This is a genomic window from Sphingomonas sp. TF3 (assembly GCF_003985085.1).
GTDB lineage: Bacteria > Pseudomonadota > Alphaproteobacteria > Sphingomonadales > Sphingomonadaceae > Sphingomonas.
In genome coordinates, this window is record NZ_RWKS01000067.1 from 1 (window position 1) to 2,107 (window position 2,107).

1 protein-coding gene is annotated in these 2,107 nt (G+C 68.8%); it reads left to right on the top strand.

What is annotated here, in order from left to right; all coding sequences use genetic code 11:
• Positions 1-2,107: beta strand repeat-containing protein (locus EJC47_RS21150; protein WP_185867751.1), on the top strand; the 2,107-nt coding region annotated here is incomplete at both ends.

The following is a 2,107-nucleotide window of genomic DNA, read 5'->3' on the forward strand; positions in this document are numbered from 1 at the left end:
TACCGGCACTGGCTTTACCGGCGCGACCGCAGTGACCTTCGGCGCGACCGCCGCCGCCAGCTTCACCGTCAACAGCGCGACCAGCATCACCGCGACCGCCCCTGCAGGCACTGGCACCGTCGACGTGCGCGTTACCACTACCGGCGGCACCAGCGCGACCTCGGCCGCCGACCAGTTCAGCTATATCGGGGCTCCCACCGTCACCGCGAAGAGCGCCAGCGTTGGCTATAACACCGCCACCCCGATCGACCTCACCGCCTCGGTCAGCGGCGTGCATAGCAGCCTCACCGTCAGCACGGCCCCTGCGCATGGCACCACCAGCGTGGCTGGCGATATCATCACCTACACCCCGACCAGCGGCTATTATGGCAGCGACAGCTTTGCCTATACCGCCACCGGGCCCGGCGGCACCTCGGCCGCTGCCACCGTCACGCTCACCGTCGCCACGCCTACCGCCCCAACCGTTGCCGCCAAGAGCGCGAGCGTTGCGTACAACACCGCAACCCCGATCGACCTCACCGCCTCGGTCAGCGGTGTGCATAGCAGCCTCACCGTCAGTACAGCCCCCGCGCACGGCACCACCAGCGTGGCTGGCGATGTCATCACCTATACCCCCACCACCGGCTATTATGGCAGCGACAGCTTCGCCTATACCGCCACCGGGCCTGGCGGCACCTCGGCGGCTGCCACCGTCACACTGACCGTCGCCACGCCTGCCGCCCCAACCGTTGCCGCCAAGAGCGCCAGCGTTGCGTACAATACCGCCACCCCGATCGACCTCACCGCTTCGGTCAGCGGCGTGCATAGCAGCCTCAGCGTCAGCTCAGCCCCTGCGCACGGCACCACCAGCATCGCGGGCGACGTCATCACCTACACCCCGACCAGCGGCTATTATGGCAGCGACAGCTTCGGCTATACCGCCACGGGGCCCGGCGGAACCTCGGCCGCTGCCACCGTCACGCTCACCGTCGCCACGCCTGCTGCGCCGAGCGTGGCCGCCAAGAGCGCCAGCGTTGGCTATAACACCGCGACGCCGATCGATCTCACCGCCTCGGTCAGCGGCGTGCATAGCAGCCTCACCGTCAGCACCGCCCCTGCGCATGGCACCACCAGCGTGGCTGGCGATGTCGTCACCTACACCCCGACCACCGGCTATTATGGCAGCGACAGCTTCGCCTATACCGCCACGGGGCCCGGCGGCACCTCCGCCGCCGCCACCGTCACGCTCACCGTCGCGACGCCTGCTGCGCCGAGCGTTGCCGCGAAGAGCGCCAGCGTCGCTTATGACACCGCCACCCCGATCGACCTCACCGCGTCGGTCAGCGGCGTGCATAGCAGCCTCACCGTCAGCACCGCGCCCGCACACGGTACCACCAGCATTGCTGGCGACGTGATCACCTACACCCCGACCAGCGGCTATTATGGCAGCGATAGCTTCGCCTATACCGCCACCGGGCCGGGCGGCACCTCAGCGGCCGCCACCGTCACACTGACCGTCGCCACGCCTGCCGCCCCAAGCGTGGCCGCCAAGAGCGCCAGCGTTGGCTACAACACCGCCACCCCGATCGACCTCACCGCCTCGGTCAGCGGTGTGCATAGCAGCCTCACCGTCAGCACCGCGCCCGCGCACGGCACCACCAGCATCGCGGGCGATATCATCACCTACACCCCGACCAGCGGCTATTATGGCAGCGACAGCTTTGGCTATACCGCCACGGGGCCTGGCGGAACCTCGGCCGCCGCCACCGTTACGCTCACCGTCGCCACGCCTGCTGCGCCGAGCGTTGCCGCCAAGAGCGCCAGCGTTGGCTATAACACCGCCACCCCGATCGACCTGACCGCCTCGGTCAGCGGTGTGCATAGCAGCCTCACCGTCAGCTCAGCCCCTGCGCACGGCACCACCAGCGTGGCTGGCGATGTCATCACCTATACCCCGACCAGCGGCTATTATGGCAGCGACAGCTTTGGCTATACCGCCACGGGGCCTGGCGGAACCTCCGCCGCAGCCACCGTCACGCTCACCGTCGCCACGCCTGCCGCCCCAAGCGTGGCCGCCAAGAGCGCCAGCGTCGCTTATGACACCGCCACCCCGATCGACCTCACCGCC